The organism is Geomonas diazotrophica (genome assembly GCF_019063885.1).
In the GTDB taxonomy this organism is placed as follows: Bacteria; Desulfobacterota; Desulfuromonadia; order Geobacterales; family Geobacteraceae; genus Geomonas; species Geomonas diazotrophica.
Map to the genome: position 1 here is coordinate 3,129,132 of NZ_CP077684.1, position 13,515 is coordinate 3,142,646.

The window sequence follows — 13,515 nt, forward strand, 5'->3', positions numbered from 1 at the left end:
AGGCTACGATCAGCGGCCTGCCGCGGTGCTACGGTTAGAAGCTCCAGGCGTATTTTTCCATTAAAAGAGGGCCTTGGCAAGCTTCAGCGTGCCTTGGCGCCTTTGCGGCCTTGTGCGAAATGTTTGTTTTTTACCTTTGCGTCCGCTGAGTTGCACTATTCGCAATATCCCGAAAAAAATAGTTTGACATTTAATCACTTCAGTTATAGTTTTAAATCATCGAAACGATGTTGCTTCTCAACGGAGAGAACGATCATGAAAGAAGACGCCAAGACAAAACTCGCGCTGAACAGCTACACCAAACTGATGCGGGGTGCCGAGTCGGTGACCGTCCGGGTAGGGCGCAAGATGTCGGACGCCGGGCTCACCATCAGCCAGTTCGGCGTCCTTGAGGCACTGCTGCACAAGGGCCCCATGTGCCAGCGCGACGTGGCGTCCAAGATACTGAAAAGCACCGGCAACATCACCCTCGTCATCGACAACCTGGAAAAGCAGGGACTGGTCCGGCGCGAGCGCTCCCTGGAAGACCGCCGCTTCTGCACCGTGCTCCTCACGGAAAAGGGACGGGCGCTGATCGAGGCGACCTTCGCCGAAGTCGAGGCGGCCATCGCCGCGGAGATGGGGGTGCTGACCGATGAAGAACAGGAAACCCTGGGCAGGATCTGCAAAAAACTCGGTTTACGGGAGGGATGACGGGAAGGACGACAGCGGCTTTTTTTTGAACCAATAGTTTAACATCAAAAGACACAAACTAAAACAAACCACACATAGTCAACAAAAGAAAAAGGAGAAAGACCATGAAAAGAACCATCGCAACCATAGCAGCAGTAGCACTCCTCGCAGTTCCAGTTCTCGCCTCCGCCTCCACCTGGAACATCGACCCCGACCACTCAAGCGTCGGCTTCAAGGTACGGCACCTGATGGTATCCAACGTGAAGGGGAGCTTCGAGAAGCACAGGGGGACCGTGGAGATCAACGACAAGGACATCACCAAGTCCAAGGTTTTGGTCACCATCGACACCGCCTCGGTCAACACCAACGTGGCCAAGCGTGACGAGCACTTAAGAAGCGCCGACTTCTTCGACGTGGCCAAGTACCCGACCATGACCTTCACCTCGAAGAAGGTCGCCAAGGCCGGCAAGGACAGGCTCAAAGTGACCGGCGACCTGACCCTGCACGGCGTGACCAAGGAAGTGGTGCTGAACGTGGAAGGTCCCGCCAAGGAGAGCAAGGACCCGTGGGGCAACCTGAGAAGCGGCGTAACGGCCAACACCAAGATCAACCGCAAGGACTTCGGCCTGGTCTATAACGCCGCGCTGGAAACCGGCGGCGTCGCGGTGGGCGAGGACGTCGACATCAACCTCGAAATCGAGATGATCAAGGCCAAGTAACACCCGGCTGCTACCAATACGCACGTGTCTAAACAGAAAGCGCCTGTTCCTCGACTGGAACAGGCGCTTTTTTTGGTTCTTCCGGAAACTCCGGAGAAAACTTTCCTTTTATCGGCTCCCCCTCCCCTGACGGCTTCAGGCCTGGACCCGGGACGCACCTGCCCCGGCTGCTTCCGCCTGCTGGCGCGGGACGCTGCTGGTAAGGTTCTGCCACCCATCGGCCTGCAGGCACCCTATGGTACCTTTCAGTTCTTCCTGGAAGTCGGAGAGCTCCTTGCCCAGGTCCCCCTCACCCTTCAAGGCCGTCTCCAGCCGCTGCGCGGCCCCGTGCAGCGGCTGCGCTGCCAGCACTCCGGCGATCCCCTTCACCGAGTGGGCTAGCCGCGCCGCCTCCTCCCTATTGCCGCCCCGTATCTCGCGCTCGATCTCGCCCCCCTGGTTCTGGTACTCGCGCTCGAACTGCTTGAGCAGGTCGCGGTAGAGCTTCCGGTCGCCGCCGGTCTGCCGAACGCCGGTCTCGAAGTCGATCTTCGCCACCGGCTGCCGTTCCTGGGCCTGTTCATGCCCCCCCGCAACCGCGCCCTGGCCGGACGCCCGCGCGCTCCCCTGGCCGTCGAGCCAGACCGAGATGGCGCTGTAGAGCGACTCCGGGGTGAAGGGCTTGGCGACATGCCCGTTCATGCCGGCCGCGAGGCTCGCGGCCACGTCGTGCTCCATGGCGTTGGCCGAAACGGCCAGGATCGGGAGAGTCTCCGTCCCCGGCTTGCCCAGCGCCCGGATCTCCCGCGCCGCGGTGAGACCGTCTTTCCCCGGCATCCGGATATCCATCAGCACCAGGTCGAAGTCGCGGCGCCGCACCAGCTCCACCGCCTCGGCGCCGTTGGAGGCAACCGTCACCTGCAGTCCCCCCCGCTCCAGCAGGGCGAGCGCCACCTTCTGGTTGAAGGGGTTGTCCTCGACCAGGAGGACCTGCTGCTGCCGGAACCGGGTGAAGCCCGCTTTCTTCTTACGCTCCACCCTGCTGTCCGCGGCGGCGATGCCGAAGGGAAGCCAGAACGAGAAGGTGCTCCCAAGGCCAGGGATGCTCTCGCACCAGATCTCGCCCTTCATCATGCTGGTGAGACGCCTGCAGATGGCGAGCCCGAGTCCGGTCCCGCCGTGGCTGCGGGTGATCGAGCCGTCCAACTGCGTGAAGGCCTGGAACAGCAGGGCCTGGTCCTCGGCCAGGATGCCGATGCCCGAGTCGCGCACCGCGAAGATGAGCTCCGCTGTGCCGGGCTCCCTGCGCGCCAGTTTCACCGCGAGCTGTACGCTGCCGTGGCGGGTGAATTTGAGGGCGTTGCTCAGCAGGTTGTTGAGGATCTGGGCGAGGCGCATCGGGTCCCCGGTGAGCAGCTCCGGGATCTGCGGGTCCAGCTCGACGTCCAGGTCGATCCCCTGCTGGCGCGCCCTCAGCGCATAGACCGCCAACAGCTCGGCCACCACGTCCTGAAGGCGGAAGGCGACCCGCTCGATCATGAGTTTGCCCGCCTCGATCTTGGAAAAATCGAGCACGTCGTTGATGATCCCCAGGAGGAGGTCGGCGGAGACCATCAGCGTCTGCAGGTACTCGCCCTGCCGGGGGGAGAGTTCCGTGTCCAGCAGCAGGTGTCCCGCCCCCACGATGGCGTTCATCGGGGTGCGGATCTCGTGGCTCATGTTGGCCAGGAAGTCGCTCTTGGCGGCGGAGGCGCGGGCGGATTTCACCGCCAGTTCGTTGGCGCGCTGCACCGTCCTGACCAGTTGCCGGTTGGCCTCCTCCTGCAGGCGGGTGCTCTCCTGCAGTGCCGCCTCGCTTTGCTTGCGCTGCGAGATGTCCAGCATGATCCAGACGAAGTTGGACAGCTCGCCCGCCTCGTCAAGAACCGGCGTTACCGTCACCTCCTGGTCCAGCGTCGTCCCGTCTTCGCAGCACCCAAGGAGCTCTCCCTGCCAGGGGCGCCGCGCCTCCAGGCTCTCGGAGAGGTTCTCCAGGAGCTCCGGCTTGTCCCCCGCCGTGAAAAGCAGCTGCGGTTTCTTCCCCAGCAGTTCCTCGGGGCTCGCCCCCAGGATCCGGCAGAGCGCCTGGTTTACCCAGATGATCCTCTCCTGCCTGTCGGCGATGATGATCCCGTTCATCGCCGCCTCCAGGGCCGCGCCCTGCAGGCGCAGGCGGTCCTCGACCTCCCGGCGGGCACTGACGTTACGGAAGGTGAGTACGGCGCCTGGGCGGCTGCCGCCGGCGAGCGCACTGCAGCTGAAGTCGGCGCTGAAGGAGCTGCCGTTCTTGCGCCACAGCACCTCGTTGCGGGAGCGCTGCCTCCTCCCCCCGGTGAAGGCGGGGTGCAGCAGGCAACTCTCCTTGCCGCAATGGGCGCAGTCGGGATCCTTGCCGTGGTGCATCACCTCGCGCAGGTCCCGCCCCACCAATTCCCCCTCCTGGTACCCCAGGAGTTCTTGCGCCGCCTGGTTGGCGAAGGTGACGCATCCGGTGCCGTCCACCGAGACCACCCCCTCCTCGACCGACTGCAGGAGCAGGGAGGCGTGAGGCCCCGCCTCAGCCGGGGGATCGTCCCGCCGGGCCATGAAGTGCCAGGCCAGGAACCACCCGGAAACGGTGCAGGCGGCGGCGATGAGGAGCAGGGCTAACTGCCGCAGGTGGGGGCCGCCGGCTCCGAACTGCAGTTTTTCCAGGAGAAGGCAGGTGAGTCCCCCCTGCAGGACCACCAGTGCCAGGGTGCTTACTATGGTTATTTTCAGGCTGCGCTCCGCGTGCATGACGCCACCTCTGTCTCGTATCGCCGCGTCCTCGGCAGGGATCACCCTCTGCGGGACGTACTCCTTTCTTCGGGAAAAAGCGCGCACCCCTTGAGGGGAATGTCGCGTCTCGAGGTTTCTTCCGCTTTGCCTGCGCTAGGCGACCCTGAACCTGGCCACCAGCGTCTGCAGTTCGTCGGCCTGCTGGGCCAACTGCGCTGCGGCCATGGCGGTTTCCTCGGCGCCGCGCGCGGTGTGCTGCACCACGTCCGTGATCTGCTGGATGTTGGAGGTGACCTCCGTGGTGGTGGCGGTCTGCTGCTCGGCGGCTGTTGCGATCTGGCTCACCTGCAGGGAGACCTCGCTGATGCACTTGAGGATATCTTCCAGCGCCTGCCCGGAACGTTGCGACGAAGCCGCCCCCTTCTCGGCCTCCTGCACACCCTCGTCCATGGCGCGGACCGCGTCGCGGGTCTCGCCCTGGATGGCCTTGATCATGGTGCCGATCTCCTTGGTCGCCTTGCTGGTCCTCTCGGCCAAGGCCCGCACCTCGTCCGCCACCACGGCGAAGCCGCGTCCCTGCTCGCCGGCCCGGGCCGCCTCGATGGCGGCGTTCAAGGCCAGCAGGTTGGTCTGGTCGGCGATGTCCTCGATGGTCCCGACGATGTCGCCGATCTCCTCGGAGCGATGCCCCAGCGCCTCCACCGTCTTGGAGGTCCGGCGCACCCGGCCGGCGATCTCTTCCATGCCCGTGATGGTTTCCTGCACCACCTTGGCCCCCTGGTTGGCCGAATCGCTGGACTGGCGGGATGCCTCGGCGGCCAGGACGCAGTTGCGGGCGATGTCCGCGCTGGTGGCCGCCATCTCCTCGCTGCCGGTGGCGACGGTCCCGGTCTGGGAGGCTACCTCCTCGGCGCCGGTGGCGATCTGGGCCGAGGTACCCTGCAGCTGGGTCGAAGCCGAGGCGATGCTGCTGGAGATCTGCACCGTCTGGGTCACCAGTCCCCTGAGGCTCTGCACCATGTGCCCCATCGCCGCCTGGAGCTGGCCGGTCTCATCCTTGGAATCGACCACCACCTCGACGGTCAGGTCTCCCTCCGCCAGCCGGTTGGCCACCTGCACCGCCTTGTCCAGCGGCCGGGTGATCATCCTCGAGGTAACCACCCCAAGCACCAGCGCCAGAATGAGACCCAACGCCAGGAGGCCGCCGATCGACCGTGCCGCCGACGCGGCGGCGAGTTCGTTGCTGCGGGCGGTGGTCTTCCCTTGCCGCTCCTTGGCCGCCATCAGCTTGTCCAGCGCCCCCTGCTGCCTCAGGGCCGCTTCCTTGCCCGCGCCGTGCAGCAGCTCCCTGGCCTCGGCGTTTCGCCCCGCCTGGTTCATCGCGAGGATCCTCTCGACGCACCCCAGGTACTCCGACCTCGCCTGGGCGTATTCGCGGAACAGGCTCCGCTCCTCCTCGCTCGTCATGGTCTTCTCATAGCGCGCCATCCGCTCAGAGATGTTCTGACGCAGCGCCGTGACCGTTTCCACGTAACGCTGGCGCTGCGCCGGGTCGGTCGCCTCGACCGCATCGCGCAGGTTGATCCGGACCCGCTGGAACGAGACCGACATCCCTGCCAGTTCCCCCAGTGGAACGGTCACCGTCTCATAGGCCCTCTTCCCTTCAGCGTTTAGGTTGTTGGTCACTCTTATGCCGATGAAGCCGATGACCACCGCTATGATGGCCACGCAGGCAAAACCTGCCGCGAGCTTCATACCTACTTTAAGATCTCTGATCGCTTTCATGTCGTGTCTCCCGTGCTTTCGGTAGTGGCGGTAGTCTCCCCCAAGGGGAGTTTCAGGTGGCCGGTGCCGTCGCAGCTGTTCCGTGCGGGACAGATCGGCCTCCCTGTACCTGTAAGGAGCATAACCGGTGCCAAAACCGCAACTGGCGCAGTTTCGGCAGGTTTGACCGTCTGCGGACGGAGGCGGTTGTCCCCCAGCGGGACAGTGTGACCGGCAGTGGGACAGGAGAGTCCGAAGGGTGTGGACAATGGGTCCCGCACCTCCCCCGGAGGGGGAGGGTGGGAGGGGGAGCACCAGGAGTCGGCGGCAAATGGGGGGAGACGGCAAAGGGGGGAGGCGGCAACCGCCGCGTCAGGCCAAGGACCTGCGACGGGGGCCGAAACGCTGGATCAGGAACGGTAGAAGGCCTTGCGGTTCACCTTGAGCAGTTGGGAGGCCTTCGACTTGTTGCCGCCGCAGCGCTGCAGCGTGATGCCGAGGATCTGCTCGTTCAAGGCGTCGAGGGAAAGCTCGTCGGCGGGAAGCGAGAGGTGGTAGCTGACCCGGCCGGCGTCGACGGCGCCTTCCGCGTCTATCGATTCCGGCCCCTCCGGCGCAGTGCCGGCAAGCCCCAGGTGGCTTGGGCGGATCAGCTCGTTGTCGGTTATGATGGCGGCCCGCTCCAGGCAGTTGCGCAGCTCCCGGACGTTGCCCGGCCAGCGGTACTCGAGCATCAGCTCCATGGCCTGCTGCGAGATCCCGGGCAGCGGCTTGCCCAGGTGCTGGCGCAGCTGCTCGAGGATGTGGCCGCACAGGATCGGGATATCGTCCTTTCTCTGGCAAAGCGGCGGGATGGTCAGGGGGAAGACGTTGATGCGGTGGTAGAGGTCCTCGCGGAAGCGCCCGGCCGCGACCAGGTCGGCGAGGCTGCGGTTGGTGGCGACGATCACGCGGCAGGCGACGGGAATGGGGGCGTTGCTGCCGATCTTCTCGAAGACCCGCTCCTGGAGCACGCGCAACAGCTTCGCCTGCAGGGGAAGCGGCATGTCCCCGATCTCGTCCAGCAGGATGGTTCCCTTCCTGGCCAGGCTGAACTTCCCTTCCCGGTCGCGGTCTGCGCCGGTGAAGGCGCCGCGCACGTGCCCGAAGAGCTCGCTCTCCATCAGGTGCTCGGGGATGGCGGCGCAGTTCACGGCCACGAACTCGGCGGGAAGCCCGTTGCCGGCGAAGTGGATGGCCCGCGCCAGCACCTCCTTGCCGGAACCGCTCTCGCCGTAGATGGCCACCGTGGTCTGCCGCGCTGCGGCGACCCGCGAGGCCAACTCCAGCACCTGCTTCATGGCGGGGTTCACCGTCACGATGCTCTGGAAGGTGAAGCGCTCGGTCAAAAGCCCCTTGATCTGCTCGTTTTCCTGGACGACGCGCTGGTAGTCGAGGGCACGCCGGATGGTGATGCGCAGATCCTCCGGGTCGTAGGGTTTCTCCAGGTAGTCGTAGGCGCCGCGCCGCATCGCCTCCACCGCGCTCTCCACGCTGCCGTGCGCGGTGATCACGATGATGGGGGTGCCGGGATGGAGCTTCTGCACCGAGCCGATCAACTGCAGGCCGTCCATCCTGGGCATGACCAGGTCGGAGAGCACCAGGTCGACGGTCTGCTGCTCGAGGATCTCCAGCGCCTGCAGCCCGTCGACGGCGCTGACGACGTCATAGCCGATCTCGCGCAGTTGGCGCTCGAGCAGGAAACGGAACACGGGTTCATCGTCGACGGCGAGGATCTTGGTGTGGGGCATGCCATGGGGCTCCGCAGGTTGAGGTTCACTGTCTTATCGGCAGTTGCGCCGGGAGCTTGAGCCGCTCGGCGCTGCAGTTCTCCATTGCGCTGAGCGTGAATTCGTCGTATCCTTTGGCGCTCGTACGCCGCACCATTCCATACGTCCCGAGAGCGACCATGTCCACCCCCGACCGCATACTGGCCTTCATCCCCGCCTACCGCTGCGCCCCCCAGGTGGTCCGGGTGCTGCGCCAGTTCCAGGACCCTGCAGTGCACGGCCACTTCGCCGAGATCATGGTGGTGGACAACGTGAGTCCCGACCAGACGGTGGCGGCCGCCATCGACGAGGCCCGCGCCCTGGGCCTTGGCAAGGTCTCGGTGGTGCGCAACCATGCCAACTACGGGCTGGGCGGCTCCCACAAGGCGGCCTTCGGCTACGCCATCGCCAACGGCTTCAGCCACGTCATGGTCTTGCACGGCGACGACCAGGGCAACGTCGCCGACATCATCCCCGTCCTCGCCGCCGGTCGTCACCACGATTACGACTGCTGCCTGGGCGCCCGCTTCCACCCCGACTCCCGCATCGAGGGGTATTCACCCACCCGGGTCCTGGGCAACCACGTTTTCAACCGCCTCTTCTCGGCGGCGTGCGGACGAAAGCTCCACGATCTCGGTTCCGGACTCAACCTGTACCGCACCGAGCATCTCCGCTCCGGGTATTGGCACAAGTTCCACGACAACCTCATGTTCAACTACTGCATGATCCTCGCGCACGTCAAACGAAAGGACAGCCTCCTCTTCTTCCCGATCTCCTGGCGCGAGGAGGACCAGGTCTCCAACGTCAAGCTCTTCTCCCAGGCGCGGCGCACCCTGGGCCTGCTCGGCAGCTACCTCAAGAACCCCGACGCGTTCCTGGCCCGGGAGTTCCGGGACCACCCGGTGGCCGAGTACCGGTTCGAGACGCTCGCCAAGGGGCTGTGACCATGAGGCTACGCGCTCCCTCGGCCTCCCTCGTGCTCGATCTCTTCGGGCTGTGCCTCGCCTGTTTTTCCGCCCTTTTCCTGGTATCCCTCTGCGTCTACAACGCGCAGGTCCTTAGCCTGCATCCGGCCTGGGGCTCGACCGCCCTCGCCGCTGGACTCGCCGCCATGGCGGCCTACGCGCTGGCGCACGTGCTGCGGGCCATCCGCCTCTGGCTGTTGCTGGGCAGCGACCGGCTCGGCTTCTCGACCGTGTTCGGCTGCCACGCGACCATCGCCCTGGTCACCTTCGCGACCCCGTTCAAGCTGGGGGACCTGCTGAGGGCCGCCGAGTTCTCGCGCCTGCTTTGTAACGACGCGCGCGGGCTCTTCGCCGTCTGGCTCGACCGCCTCTTCGACGTGACGGTGATCCTGGCGATGCTGGTCGGGCTGGTGCTGCTGCGGCCTTCGGGCCCGCCGATGGAGCTGATCTTTCTCTCCCTTGGGGGCTTCCTGCTCAGCTCCATCCTCTTGGGGATGCTGCTTCCCGGGGCGGTCGCGGCGCTGATGCGGGCCCTGCTGCAGTCCCGCAGCAAGAGGTCGCTCACGGTGCTGCGGGGGATGCGGCGGCTACGCCGCCTGCTCGGCGCGATCCCGAGGATCGACCTGCAGACCTTGTCCCTTTTGTGCATCGTCACCTTCGCGGTCTGGGGGCTCGAGCTGGCCATGGTCTTTTTGCTCCTTATCGCCTCCCCCACGACCGGGTACACCGTCACCCAGCAGGCGCTCGACACCCTCAGTAACGCCATCATGGCCCAGCCCCACAGCCACGTCCTGCAGCTCGCGCTGTACCGCTCCATCTGCCTGCTCACCCTGGGGATCATGGCGGCGCTGGGAGGGGGAAGCTACGCCAGGCTGAGGCTCGGCTACCGCCCCGGCAGGCACCCCGCCGCGCCCAACTACCGCTACACGCCCCCCTTCCAGGGCGTCAAGGCCACCACCAGAGGACGGACCAGATGAGCACCGTTTTACTCTACGACGACAGTTGCCCCGTCCCGGGCGAGCTCACCGGCCTGATCGGTGCGCAAAGGTTCGGCGACATCGTGTTCCGCCGCCAGTGCCTCTTCGAGCGCGCCTGCGCCCTGGCCCGCCGCCTCGGCTGGCCCGTGGTGAGGCTTGAAACCGGCAAACCGGCCGAGATGATCGACGCCGAACTGGTTCGGCAGCGCTGCTCGCGGGTGGTGCGCATAGCCGGCTTTCTCGTGCCGGCGCTGGAAACCGTCGCCCTGGACCTCCTGGAGCGGATCGGGATCTGTGCCGACAGCTGCCAGGGGACCATGAACGGGGTGCGGGTCCCGCTGCAGGCGACCAGCCTGGAGCGTTTCCGCCGCGGGCCAGACCTTGCGCTCGCCGCGGAGGGGGACGGGGGGGACGCGGTGCGGGTCCCGGTGGACGGCGCCTTCGTGGATGTGAGCGAGCAGGTCGGGCTGCTCGATTTCCTGAGCGGCTCCTTCAACAGCAGGCATTTCAACAACGTCACCCTGACCCTGCAAAGCGTGGTCAAGCGTTCGGCCAACGCGCGCAAGATACGGGCGGAGCACGACTTCTACGGCCTGTTGCCGGAGTCGATGCGGCGCTGGTTCGTGATGCCCTACGACCTGACCGTCGGGAAAAACGGCGCGAGCTACGCCATGGAGCGCCTGCTCATGCTGGACATGGGACAGCAGTGGATCAACGGCGGCTTCGACACGCGGGAGTTCGCCCGCTTCCTCGAGGATATCCTGCACTTCCTCGACGGGCGTGCCCGCCGCTCCTGCTCGCGGCAGCGGGCGCGCGCCAACTTCGACCGGCTCTACCTCACCAAGGTGCGGGAGCGCCAGGCCGAGCTGCACCCACTGCCGCTCAGGGGGTACCTGGACGACATGCTGCGTAACGGCAGCAGCTTCCCCTCGCTGGAGCGGCTGCTGGAGTGCTACCTGGACCTGGTGGCGCCGTACCGGGACCGGCAGCCCGACTACGAGTGCATCGGGCACGGGGACCTCTGCTTCTCCAACATCCTCTACGACAAGAGGATCCGGCTCTTGAAGCTGATCGACCCGCTTGGGGCCGGCTCCGAGGACGAGCTCTACACCGACCCGTTCTACGACTACGCCAAGCTGTCCCACTCCGTGCTGGGCGGCTACGACTTCGTGGTCAACGGCCTGAGCGAGATCGTCGTGGGCAGCGACCTGCGGCTGCAGCTGCACACCCCCGAAGCCGACTTCGACGCCTACGCGGCGGTGTTCCTCCCCCCCCTGGAGGCGCAGGGGATCGACCTGAAACGGCTGCGCCTCTACGAGGCGTCCCTGTTCCTGAGCATGCTGCCGCTGCATATCGAATCTCCGCACAACATCCTTACCTTCGCCCTGATAGCGGCGCACATCCTCAAGGAGGTGGGGGAACAGTGACGCAAAAGACCACCATCGTCATCACCATGGCCGGCTTCGGCCGGCGCTTTCTCGACGCGGGCTACACGGTCCCCAAGTACATGATCCAGGCGCGCGGGCTCACCCTGTTCGACTGGTCCATGAAGGGTCTGCAATCCTTCATCGATACGGGCTCCCCCTTCGTCTTCGTGGTGCGCGCCGAGGATCGGGCCGCCGACTTCATCCGGGAGCGCGCAGCGGCGCGCGGCATCGGCACCGTCGGCGTCATCGAGCTCGCCGCCCCGACGGACGGGCAGGCCACCACGGCGCGCCTTGCCTGCGGCGAGATCGACGGCGCCGCCCCCATGGCCATCTTCAACATCGACACGGGGGTGCAGCCGGGTTTGTTGCAGCCCGGCCAGGCCGCCGGTGACGGCTGGATCCCCTGCTTCCGCGCCCCCGGCGAGGGGTGGAGTTTCGTGAGGTGCGCCGACGAAGGACGGGCCGTGGAGGTGCGCGAGAAGAACCGCATCTCGGAGCTCGCCACCATCGGCTTCTACTGGTTTTCCTCCGCCGCGCTCTACGCCCGCGCCTATGACGCCTACTACGCGGTCGCCGGGCGCGAGGAGCGCGGGGAGCGCTACGTCGCCCCCCTGTACAACCAGCTCATCGCCGAGGCGCGGGAGGTGACGGTCACCGAGATACCGTTCGGGTCGGTCACCCCCCTGGGGACCCCGGACGAAGTCAGCCGCTTTCTCGCCGACTGATGGAGAGACCGGTGCCGAACAAGCCGGCGGTCACGCGACCGTCCCCGCCAAACGTTGAGCCGGCGCACCGCGCCGAAACTCCGACGCTGATCCGCGTCGGCGCGCCCCTTTTCGCCCTGCTGGTCCTGCTGCTGACCTTCTACAACACCCTCCCCTATGCGGCCTACGACGCCGCGAAGCTCAGCAAGCTTTTCTGCGCCAAGGCCGTAGCGGTGGGCGGCGCCTACCTGCTCGCCGGGAGGGTGCTCCGCTTCGTGCACCGGGCGGCCCAAAACGGCCTCGACGAGGAGTCCGGGAACTTCCTCGCCTTCTTCGTCATCTGCGCCGCCTGGTTCGGCTTCTGGCTCCTCGGCCTGTGGCCCGGGTTCTACATGACCGACTCCTACGGCACGCTCTGGAGCATGTACTCCCTTTCCTTCGACAACTGGTTCTCGGCCTTGCACCCGCTTTTGTACCTGGCCCTGTACCAGATCGTTCCCAACGCGGTGGTGGTCCCGATCTTCCAGCTCCTGCTCACCTCCCTGGTCTTCGCCTACGCCCTGGCGGGGCTGCGCCGGCTCGGCCTTTCCCGGTTCCTCACGATCCTGCTGCTGTTGGCGTTACTGGTGAACGTCCCGGTGATCGCGCTGACCCTGCTGGTCACCCGCGACACCGTCTTCTCCGTGGTGCTCTTGTTTTTCGCGCTCTGGATCTTTTTCCGGATCGTGGAGCGGGAGAGGGCTTTTTCGGGGAGGGAGCTCTGCTTTTGCGCGGCGCTCATCGTTTTTCTCGCCATCTACCGGGGCGACGGCATCGCGTTGCTGCTCGCCGTCCCGCTGCTGCTCAGGCTGAACGGGAGGATCTCGACGCCGCGGGCGGGGATGCTTTTTCTGGGCGCGCTGCTCATGTTGCAGATCGTCAAGCCCGCCCTGATCAAGGCCCTGGCCATCCCCGACGACCAGAAGATCGCCTACTCGGTCTCTCTCATGATGAACCCGCTCGGGTACCTGCTGCAAAACAACTACGTCACCGCGACCCCGGAACAGGACCGCAAGGTGCTCGGCATGCTCGTCGACGTGGACAAGGTGAAAGAGGTCTCGATCCCGTACGAGATCCCGGCGTTCTGGTCCGGCTACTGGAAGCCGGTCCCGGAGGCCGCCTTCTCCCGGGTGCGCGCCCTGTACGGCCGCATGATCATGGACAACAAGGCGCTGTTTCTGGCCAACCGCCTGATCTGCTTCTCGGCCAGCACCGGGATGAGGCCCTACGGTTTCACCTACTGCGACATGGCGCGGGACACAAAGCACGCGCCGCACTTCGACGCGGTCTACAACGAGCCGCTGCACAGGACGCTCTTTCCCGCACTCTACCAGCGGCAGGCCGGGTTCATCGCCTCGGCGTCGACCTTCACCGGGCTGCACCCGGAAGGGAAGTTCCTGCACTGGAACTTCCTCCCGGAGCTGGCCCTCGCCCTGCTCGCCCTCGCCCTCTTCCCCTGGTTCCCGGCCACGGCGTCGACCGCCCTAGTCGTCCTGAGCCGGGTCCCGCTGGTCTTCCTGGCGGCCCCGGCGGGGCAGTTCAAGTACTACTACTCCCTGTACCTGTTCGGTTTCTTCGTGATTTTCCTGCTGATTGCGGAGAGAAAAGGCGCCTGGGCGCGGAAGGGGCGGCAATAGCCGGGGCAGGTTTGGGGCGAAAAAA

The 13,515-nt window shown here is 65.7% G+C and carries 10 protein-coding genes; 7 read left to right on the forward strand and 3 right to left on the reverse strand.

Annotated features, from left to right (window positions below; all coding sequences use genetic code 11):
- The first annotated feature begins 255 nt into the window (after positions 1–255).
- Both KP003_RS13600 and KP003_RS13605 read left to right on the forward strand, forming a co-directional pair.
- On the forward strand, positions 256–693 hold the full coding sequence (locus KP003_RS13600; RefSeq protein WP_216499531.1) for a MarR family winged helix-turn-helix transcriptional regulator: 438 nt from the start codon (positions 256–258) through the stop codon (positions 691–693).
- Positions 694–797: 104 nt separating this feature from the next.
- A complete protein-coding gene (locus KP003_RS13605) occupies positions 798–1,391 on the forward strand; it encodes a YceI family protein (protein WP_217299693.1) in 594 nt (197 codons plus the stop codon).
- Between the two features lie 135 nt (positions 1,392–1,526).
- Here KP003_RS13605 and KP003_RS13610 read toward each other — a convergent pair whose 3' ends face one another.
- From KP003_RS13610 to KP003_RS13620, 3 genes are all read right to left on the reverse strand, one after another.
- A complete protein-coding gene (locus KP003_RS13610; protein ID WP_217299694.1) occupies positions 1,527–4,187 on the reverse strand; it encodes a PAS domain-containing hybrid sensor histidine kinase/response regulator in 2,661 nt (886 codons plus the stop codon).
- Between the two features lie 135 nt (positions 4,188–4,322).
- On the reverse strand, positions 4,323–5,954 hold the full coding sequence (locus KP003_RS13615; RefSeq protein ID WP_217299695.1) for a methyl-accepting chemotaxis protein: 1,632 nt from the start codon (positions 5,952–5,954) through the stop codon (positions 4,323–4,325).
- 389 nt (positions 5,955–6,343) lie between these two features.
- Positions 6,344–7,723 carry a sigma-54-dependent transcriptional regulator gene (locus KP003_RS13620; RefSeq protein ID WP_217299697.1) on the reverse strand — a complete coding sequence of 460 codons (1,380 nt, stop codon included), beginning with the start codon at positions 7,721–7,723 and terminating at the stop codon, positions 6,344–6,346.
- 158 nt (positions 7,724–7,881) lie between these two features.
- Between KP003_RS13620 and KP003_RS13625 the strand changes: the two genes are divergently transcribed.
- From KP003_RS13625 to KP003_RS13645, 5 genes are read left to right on the forward strand one after another with little or no spacing between them, the layout of a single operon-like run.
- Complete coding sequence (locus tag KP003_RS13625) at positions 7,882–8,685, forward strand: glycosyltransferase family 2 protein (protein ID WP_217299698.1); 804 nt, start codon at positions 7,882–7,884, stop codon at positions 8,683–8,685.
- A 2-nt stretch (positions 8,686–8,687) separates the two neighbouring features.
- Positions 8,688–9,683, forward strand: a complete 996-nt coding sequence (locus KP003_RS13630; RefSeq protein ID WP_217299700.1) for a lysylphosphatidylglycerol synthase domain-containing protein — start codon at positions 8,688–8,690, stop codon at positions 9,681–9,683.
- The gene (locus KP003_RS13635) at positions 9,680–11,110 is read left to right on the forward strand and encodes an aminoglycoside phosphotransferase family protein (RefSeq protein ID WP_217299701.1); all 1,431 of its coding nucleotides are present in this window, start codon (positions 9,680–9,682) and stop codon (positions 11,108–11,110) included. Before KP003_RS13630 ends, KP003_RS13635 begins: the two co-directional genes overlap by 4 nt.
- Positions 11,107–11,835, forward strand: a complete 729-nt coding sequence (locus tag KP003_RS13640) for a glycosyltransferase family 2 protein (RefSeq protein ID WP_217299702.1) — start codon at positions 11,107–11,109, stop codon at positions 11,833–11,835. The genes KP003_RS13635 and KP003_RS13640 overlap by 4 nt, the downstream gene beginning before the upstream one ends.
- Before the next feature lie 11 nt (positions 11,836–11,846).
- Positions 11,847–13,490 carry a hypothetical protein gene (locus KP003_RS13645; RefSeq protein WP_217299703.1) on the forward strand — a complete coding sequence of 548 codons (1,644 nt, stop codon included), beginning with the start codon at positions 11,847–11,849 and terminating at the stop codon, positions 13,488–13,490.
- Positions 13,491–13,515: the final 25 nt, after the last annotated feature.

Bases quoted from the DNA above. Each gene is read 5' to 3' on its own strand.
- KP003_RS13600 (WP_216499531.1), top strand. From the start codon at position 256: ATGAAAGAAGACGCCAAGACAAAACTCGCGCTGAACAGCTACACCAAA.
- KP003_RS13605 (WP_217299693.1), top strand. From the start codon at position 798: ATGAAAAGAACCATCGCAACCATAGCAGCAGTAGCACTCCTCGCAGTT.
- KP003_RS13610 (WP_217299694.1), bottom strand. From the start codon at position 4,187: ATGCACGCGGAGCGCAGCCTGAAAATAACCATAGTAAGCACCCTGGCA.
- KP003_RS13615 (WP_217299695.1), bottom strand. From the start codon at position 5,954: ATGAAAGCGATCAGAGATCTTAAAGTAGGTATGAAGCTCGCGGCAGGT.
- KP003_RS13620 (WP_217299697.1), bottom strand. From the start codon at position 7,723: ATGCCCCACACCAAGATCCTCGCCGTCGACGATGAACCCGTGTTCCGT.
- KP003_RS13625 (WP_217299698.1), top strand. From the start codon at position 7,882: ATGTCCACCCCCGACCGCATACTGGCCTTCATCCCCGCCTACCGCTGC.
- KP003_RS13630 (WP_217299700.1), top strand. From the start codon at position 8,688: ATGAGGCTACGCGCTCCCTCGGCCTCCCTCGTGCTCGATCTCTTCGGG.
- KP003_RS13635 (WP_217299701.1), top strand. From the start codon at position 9,680: ATGAGCACCGTTTTACTCTACGACGACAGTTGCCCCGTCCCGGGCGAG.